We start from the raw sequence: 7,303 nt of genomic DNA, 5'->3' as shown, positions 1-7,303 counted from the left end.
GACCTCTCGGCGCAGGAGGCAGAGGCCTTCGTCCGTATCGCCTACGTCATAGCCGACGCGATCAACAGCTCTGCTGCTCCCCGGGAAGAGTCCGAGTAACTCCCCTCGGCCTGCACCCCAGTTCTGGCGAAGTGCGAATCCTTTCCGGCAGGCAGGCGGCACTCGTCCGGGGCAACACCCCTCTCACGGGGATGTCGAGCCCCTCCCCGCCGCCCGCCGGCCGCACATCGAGGACGGCGCCCGGTTCACCGTCGATCCCGCAAGCTCCTGCGGACCGGCGGTGACCCGCCCCGCAGATCCATCCCTCACAGGCCCGCCCCTTGAGCAACCCGGGGCGACGGCGCCCACGTCTGCGCCACCTCATCCCCACTCCTGACCTGATGGAAAGTGAGACCGCCATGACCACCACCCTCCCCGTCCTCGTCGTCGGTGCGACCGGTTCCCTCGGCGGCAAGGTCGTCGACGAACTGCTGGGGCGCGGTAAGAACGTCCGCGCCCTGGTCCGGCCGACCACCGACGCGGGCAGGCTCGAAAAGCGGGGTGTCGAGATCGCCCGCGGCGACATGCTCGACCTCGACTCGCTCGTCGCCGCCATGACCGGAGCCGATGCCGTCATCACCACCGCAGCCGGCTACACCCGCGGCGGCAAGAACGCGCACGACATCGACACGGTCGGCAACGCCAACCTCGCCGAGGCCGCTCACCGCTCCGGCATCCGGCGGTTCGTCCTGACCAGCATCCTCACCAGCGACCGGACGCCGCACGTCCCGCACTTCTGGCACAAGAAGATCGCCGAGGACAAGCTCGAACAACTCGGCGTCCCCTTCGTCGCACTGCGCCCGGGGGCGTTCCTCGACCAGATCGCGACCATGGCGGGCAACCCGATCGACAAGGGCCGCCTGATCTGGATGGCGAAGGCCACCGTCCCGCTGACCTTCGTCCGCACCTCCGACCTCGCGGCGTACCTGGCGGCCGCCGTCGACGCCGACGCCGCCAACGGCGAGCGCATCGACATCGGCTGGGACCGCCCCGTCAGCATGCGAGAGATGGCCGACCTGATGGGCAAACGGGCCGGACGGAAGATCAAGGTGTGGGCCGTCCCGTCCGTCGTCGTCCGCGCCGCAGGAGCCGTCGTCGGCCGGTTCAACCCGGTGGTCAAGGACATGGCCGCGATGTTCGGCTGGTTCGACACCGGCCGCTACGTCGCCGACACCCGCCGCCAGGAACAACTCTTCGGCCCCGTCCCCACGGCCGACGACACCCTCGCCCGGTACACCGACGAACTGCGCGCTGTCCACCACCCGCAGCCCTGACCGGACCGGGGAACTGCGTCCTCCTCGGTGAACCGCCTGCGTGTTCGAGTGTGGACGTCTGCTGCGGGGTTACATGTGGTTGCGAATGTCCGTTTCGGGTTTCTCGATTCGTCGGCCGACGCAAGGCCTCTCGGGGCGGCGGGTCGGTGGGGGTGGCGGCTGCGGGAGGCCCCCGGCTGTCAGGTTGACCGCATGACTTCGCTCGAGGACTCGGCCCGCATGCTCCACGCCTTGCTGCGGGGCAGCCACCTGTCAGCATTTGAGGAGCTGCCGGCCCTGGTGGCCCACCACGCCGACGAGGCCGGGTTGCGCCGGGTAGGTATCTACGTGGCGGACATCCAGGAACTGGTGCTGCGGGAGGCCACCGGGCGGGGCCTGGACGCCGGAGCGGGCGGCCGGGAGATGCGGATCGACGCCACGCTGGCCGGCCGCGCCTTTCGCGATACGCAGTCGTACTCAACGCCCGTCGACGACCGACTGCAGCACTGGTTGCCGGTGCTGGACGGCACCGAACGCCTCGGTGTCCTTCGAGTCGAAACCGACGATGAACCCGACGAGCCCACGCGGGCGGCGATGGAGGGCCTGGCTTCGCTCGTGGGCCTGCTGCTGGTCTCCAAGCGTCACCACAGCGACTCCTACGCCCGCCTCACGCGTATCAGTCCGATGACGGTGTCCGCGGAGATGCAGTGGACGCTGATGCCTCCCCGGGCGTTCGCGAACAAGCGGGTGACCATCGCCGCGACGATGGAACCGGCCTACGCCACCGCCGGTGACGCCTTCGACTACGCCCTGGCCGGCGACACCGTTCACCTTGCGGTCTTCGACGCCATGGGACACGACACCTCCGCCGGACTGACCGCGAACCTCGCCATGGCCACCTGCCGTAACCAGCGACGCCAGGGCAACAGCATCACCGAAGCCCGGGACGCCATCGAAGCCACACTGATAGAGCAGTTCGCCCAATCCCGCTACGCCACCGCGCTTCTGGCCGACCTCGACCTCAACACCGGTGTCCTGACCTGGATCAACTGCGGCCACCACTCGCCCGTCCTGATCCGCGGCCGACGCTGGACCACCCATCTGACCAGCACCCCCACCCACCCGCTCGGCACCAACCTCGGCCTTCCCGCGATCTTGTGCCGCGAGCACCTGGAGCCCGGCGACCAGCTGCTGCTCTACACCGACGGCATCGTCGAGGCCCGTGACGCGAAAGGGCGTGAGTTCGGCCGTGACCGTTTCGTCGACTTCGTCCTCCGCCACCAGGCCGACGGTCTTCCGGCCCCGGAAACCCTGCGCCGTCTGGTGCGGGCCGTGCTCGAGCATCACGACGGCCACCTCAGTGACGACGCCACCGTCCTGCTGTGCGAGTGGCACGGCGCCTCGGAACCGGCTGCACCCGTCGAGAACCATCGCACGTCCAACCCGACCTCGCCGATGATCTGAGCGAGGTGCGGGCGCCCAGGTGAGACGGCTCCACCCGGGGAGTCCTGGCCTTAGAACTCCAGGACCCGACGCCTGGTAAGGGTGGCCGCCAACCGTTGCCGACATGATGCGAAATCGACGGTGGATCCGGTCGCCGGGGGTACTCGCGGCTGACCATCAACCCTCAGCCCATTATGGGAGGTGGCGGGAATGACTACCTCGCCTCACTCGTCTATGGAAACCCACCCCGACATCCTCGACATGCACTGGCGCCACGAGATGGCGGAGCGTGCCACCACTACTCCGCAGGCACAGGGCGTCGAAGCAATGGCGTTCCTCACGGGGGTGTACCTTGCGGCCTCCCCGTGGATCGCGGGGTTCAACGGCCTGTCGACGCTCGCCGTCAACAACCTGATCGTCGGCATCGCCTACGCGCTCCTGCTGAGCGGAGGCTTCGGCCGCGCCTACGAACGCACACACAGCATGGCGTGGGCCGCCTGCGCCCTGGGTGTGTGGACCATCATCGCCCCGTGGGCGGTGGCCGGTGACGTCAGTACCACCAGGTCGGTGGTGAACAACATCATCGTCGGTGCCGTCGCCCTGCTGCTGGGCCTGGCAGCCAGCGCGCTCGCCGGGCGAGGCACACCGTCCGGCGCGGAGCGGGGCACGTCGGCGACGTACGGATCCGGCCGGAGCTGACCCGGCCGGATCCAGCGCCTGGGCAAGCGCCTGGGCGACCAACACACATAGGGGCCTGGGTGCTTGCAGAAGGCGTGCGGCGCCCAGGCACCAAGCGGTTGAACAGGACACAGGATGGGACCGCCTACCGCCCGGTTACACGCTCCTCACCCCCACGGTTCGTTTCGTCGAAGACGCGGCGGGCACCCGGCACGCCCACACGAGGATCCGCACGTCACCGCATACCCGCGGTCGGGGACCGGTCCCAGCGCTCGTGCCCGGCGGATGACTCTGTTCGTGACGCCGGATGATCCTGGAGGGGCCCCGATGACCGAGTACACACCTTCCCAGGCCGAGGGCGACCGGGACGACGACATGTCGACCGATCCCGCAGGAACCCGCCCCCTCTCCGATCCGCCCCGGACGACCCCCTCTCAGGCAGAGGGCGAACGCGAGGACGAAGCCGACGAGGAACGACCGCTGCCCGACGGCCCGGACCGGTACGCCCGGGCGCGCAGCGAGGAGGAGCCGGGAGCCCACTCCGGTGGCGAGAGCCAGGCACACAACCGGCTTGTGCCGGGTACGGCGAGTGCCGTCGAGGGCTACGGAACGCGGGGCGGTACCGCCGACGACGAGCCCCTGGCCGGAGTCGAGAGCACCGGCCGCCGGCCCGAGACGCCCGGTCCGGTCACCCGTGACCACGTACGAGAACTGCTCGCGGCGCCCGACTCCTCCACACTCGTGGTTCTCGAGGGCCGTGCCCAGGTGATCGCCACCGACGAAACGGACTCCGACCGGTACGCGGGAGCCATGGACATCCTCTCCGGCGAGGAACTCGCCCGCCGGATCGACACGGACCCTCCGACGGACCGGGAACTCGACGCGCTGGCCGGCACGCTGAACACCATGGTGGCCAAGCTCGGGGCCTGAACCAGCAGCGGCGGCCCCCGTCATTCACCAGCGTCGAGACACTGCGCGTAGCGGCGCGGCAGTGGGGCGGGGACGCCGGACACGAGACCCGCGGTGCGGTCAGGAGACCCTCGGCACGGCACCCGGCGCGGCAGCTATCCGCGCGCGCTGCCCGTGACGGCAGTGGACGAGTCGTTCGCCGAGCCCGGCGGCGTCGACCTCGGCGAGGAACGCGTCGAGGGGGGACCGCATCACCGTGTAGTCGTGGTAGTGGACGGGGAGGATCAGCCGGGGGTCGAGGCGCCGGGCCAGTTCCGCTCCCTGGGCGCCGTCCATGGTCACCACGAAGCCGCCGGGCAGGCGTGTGCCGCCCAGGTGCAGCACCGCCAGATCGGCGGCCGGGAAACGCCGGGCGATCTCGTCCAGGCCGTCGTACACCAGTGTGTCGCCCGAGATGTACAGGCGCAGACGCGGCGGGCTTCCCGCGGGGCCGAACTCGAGCATGCTGCCCATCACCGGGGGCAGCAGACCGCGCAGCAGGGGATGTCCGGCGTGACGGCCGGGCAGCGCGGTGACACGGACCTGTACGTCGCCGCGCCGGAGGGTGTGGCCCTGCCAGGTGCGCAGCCCCGCCGTGCGCCGGAAGCCCTGCAGCGTCCTGAGACGGCGGGCGGCGTGCGGCGTGGTCAGCACCGGAACCGTGTGGTCCAGGTGCCGTCGGGCCCGCCGGTCCCAGTGGTCGCCGTGCAGGTGGGACAGGACGACCGCGTCCAGCCGGGGGAGGTCGCCGATGTCGAGGGCCGGTTCTGTCAGGCGGCGGCTGAGCAGCCCGTAGCCGAGATGGGCGTACTGGCCGCGGTGCAGGAAGTTGGGATCGGTGAGCAGGGTGAGATCGCCGTAGCGCAGCAGGACGGTCGCGTTGCCGATGAAGTGCAGATCGACCGCGTCGTCAGTGGGGTCGTCCATGATGTCCTCCGGAAGGGTCCCTGGCGCACAGGTACCGCAGTTGCCTCGATGTGCGGACGGCAAACTCGACGGCACGCAACAGCCCCGGACGGCTTGGGGGAGGGCCGTCCGGGGCTGTCAGAGGCGGACTGGGGAAGGAGGATCGCCTCTCGGCGATGGATCCGGCCGCTTAAGTGGTCGATGGCGCCACCTCCTCGGTCAGGTGCTGCTCCGGCTCGCGGGCGGGAGGCGGTGCGAACATCAGGCGCAGTCCCAGGACGGCGCAGAGCGGGCCGAGGGCGCACATCGCGGCGGCGCTGACGAAGGCGGCGCCCAGATTGCCCGCGTCATAGCCGAATCCGCCGAAGTACGTGGCGAAGGTCGACGCGAAGCCGAAGAACATTCCCGGGATGAGAGCGAACGGCTTCAGCCGGCCGGTCGCCAGCAGGGTGCCGTTGACGAAGAAGATCACCACACCCAGTGCCAGGGTCTGGGCGAACTCCCCGGTGCCGAACATGGTGCCCGTCTCCCGGTTGAGGAGCACGGCCGCCACCGCGAACCCCGCGCCCGTCGTGGTGGCGGTGATCATGGAGATGGCGTTGGCGATGCTCGGACCGCCCTGCAGGAACGTCCCGGCCCAGGTGATGAAGATCGCCCAGGTCGGCATGTGGAGCGGGCTCAGGAGCAGGAGGACCGTGGCGAAGGCGACGATCGAGGCGCTGACCTCGTGTGGCAGTCTGCCCTTCATGACTAGGCCAACCCGCCGGGCTTGGCGAGCAGTTCCCTGATGCCCGTGTCGATGAACTCGGTGTCCTTCGGGCTGCTGCCTCCGCCGGCGAAGTGGCCCCAGATGCCGGGGATCACGCGGAGTTCCGCGCCGGGTATGTGGCTGACGGCCCAGGCCTCGTCCTCCGGCGGGAAGTAGAGGTCCTTCTCGGCGGGCATGTCGAGCGTGGTCGCCTTGATGGAGCCGAGCGCCGCCTCGGTGTCCCCGCCGAAGCCTGGGGTGAGACCGACGTCGCCGTTCTGCCAGGTCCACAGCATGGTGAGCAGGTTGTTGGGGTCGCGGCCGTCGAGGAAGAAGCCCTCCCAGAAGCCGATCAGGAAGTCCTCGAGGGAGGTGTAGCCGAGCTTCTCGTACTCCTTCTCCCAGTAGAACGCCTGCGAGAAGCCCCATCCCGCGTACACCCGGGCGAGCGCCCGCAGTCCGGTGGTCGGCCACTTGTCCGCCTCGTACCAGCCGCCGTTGAAGACCGCGTCGGCGGTCAGCGCGGCCTTGACGCCCTCCAGGAAGACCTTGTTGTGGGCGCTGGTGCGGGGGGAGCCGCAGAAGGGGCTGACGGCCCACTGGAAGGTCTGCCCGGCGCCCATCGACCAGCCGGTCACGAGAGCGATCTTCTCGACGCCGAACTCCTCGGTCACCAGTTTGTACTGGGCCTCGATCTGGTCGTACACCGTGATGTGCGGGAAGCGGGCGCGGTCGTACGGTGGCGGGGTGTTGCTCGGCGAGGTGGACAGGCCGTTGCCGAGCATGTTCGGGACGATGATGAAGTACTCGGCCGGGTCGAGGGCCATGCCGGGGCCGATCAGCCATTCGTTGTCCCAGTGGCGGCCGGAGTACCACGTGGGGTAGACGATCACGTTGGACTTGTCCGCGTTGAGTTCGCCGTACGTGGTGTAGGCGAGGTGCGCGCCGCGCAGGGTGGCGCCGTGCTGGGTGGTGAAGTCGCCCAGCTGGAAGGTGAGATGGTCGCTCATGGGCTTGCCTTTCGGAACGTACGGGGCTTTCAGGAGGTGACGGCGCACTGGCCGCGGTCGGCCTTCCGCGGCCCTTCGGCCGTCGGCCGGATGTCGAAGTCGAAGATCGCCGTGGGGAGGTAGAGGGTGCTGCACGCGTTCGGGATGTCCACGACGCCGCTGAGGCGGCCCTCGATCGGGGCGGAGCCGAGCAGCAGGTAGGCCTGTTCACCGCTGTAGCCGAAGGTCTTCAGGTACTCGACGGCGTTGAGGCAGGCGTTGCGGTACGCCATCGTCGC

General features: G+C 69.5%; 8 protein-coding genes. 4 read left to right on the top strand and 4 right to left on the bottom strand.

The window, feature by feature from the left end:
* Nucleotides 1–398: 398 nt before the first annotated feature.
* The 4 genes from JF597_RS00960 (at nt 399) to JF597_RS00945 (ending at nt 4,343) form a co-directional block, all read left to right on the top strand.
* Nucleotides 399–1,313: an SDR family oxidoreductase gene (locus tag JF597_RS00960; RefSeq protein ID WP_293986796.1), complete on the top strand. Its 915-nt coding sequence runs from the start codon at nt 399–401 to the stop codon at nt 1,311–1,313.
* A gap of 192 nt (nt 1,314–1,505) precedes the next feature.
* Nucleotides 1,506–2,756 carry a PP2C family protein-serine/threonine phosphatase gene (locus JF597_RS00955; protein WP_293986793.1) on the top strand — a complete coding sequence of 417 codons (1,251 nt, stop codon included), beginning with the start codon at nt 1,506–1,508 and terminating at the stop codon, nt 2,754–2,756.
* Nucleotides 2,757–2,945: 189 nt separating this feature from the next.
* Entirely contained in the window at nt 2,946–3,434 is a 489-nt protein-coding gene (locus JF597_RS00950; protein ID WP_293986790.1) for an SPW repeat protein, read from the top strand.
* 306 nt (nt 3,435–3,740) lie between these two features.
* Nucleotides 3,741–4,343 carry a hypothetical protein gene (locus tag JF597_RS00945; RefSeq protein ID WP_293986799.1) on the top strand — a complete coding sequence of 201 codons (603 nt, stop codon included), beginning with the start codon at nt 3,741–3,743 and terminating at the stop codon, nt 4,341–4,343.
* 99 nt (nt 4,344–4,442) lie between these two features.
* Here the strand turns inward: JF597_RS00945 and JF597_RS00940 are convergent, their stop codons facing one another.
* The 4 genes from JF597_RS00940 to JF597_RS00925 all read right to left on the bottom strand — a co-directional run.
* Complete coding sequence (locus JF597_RS00940; protein ID WP_293986787.1) at nt 4,443–5,288, bottom strand: MBL fold metallo-hydrolase; 846 nt, start codon at nt 5,286–5,288, stop codon at nt 4,443–4,445.
* A 169-nt stretch (nt 5,289–5,457) separates the two neighbouring features.
* On the bottom strand, nt 5,458–6,015 hold the full coding sequence (locus JF597_RS00935; protein WP_069760095.1) for a DUF1097 domain-containing protein: 558 nt from the start codon (nt 6,013–6,015) through the stop codon (nt 5,458–5,460).
* Between the two features lie 2 nt (nt 6,016–6,017).
* Nucleotides 6,018–7,025 (bottom strand): alpha/beta fold hydrolase, encoded by a 1,008-nt coding sequence (locus JF597_RS00930; RefSeq protein WP_293986783.1) that lies wholly within the window; start codon nt 7,023–7,025, stop codon nt 6,018–6,020.
* A 29-nt stretch (nt 7,026–7,054) separates the two neighbouring features.
* On the bottom strand, nt 7,055–7,303 hold a 249-nt coding region (locus JF597_RS00925; RefSeq protein ID WP_293986780.1), incomplete at its 5' end, for an acetamidase/formamidase family protein.

The sequence above is a fragment of the Streptomyces sp. genome, from assembly GCF_019510245.1.
Lineage (GTDB): Bacteria > Actinomycetota > Actinomycetes > Streptomycetales > Streptomycetaceae > Streptomyces.
The sequence above is the reverse complement of the archived record's forward strand: the minus strand, read 5'-3'. Positions and strand labels throughout refer to the sequence as shown.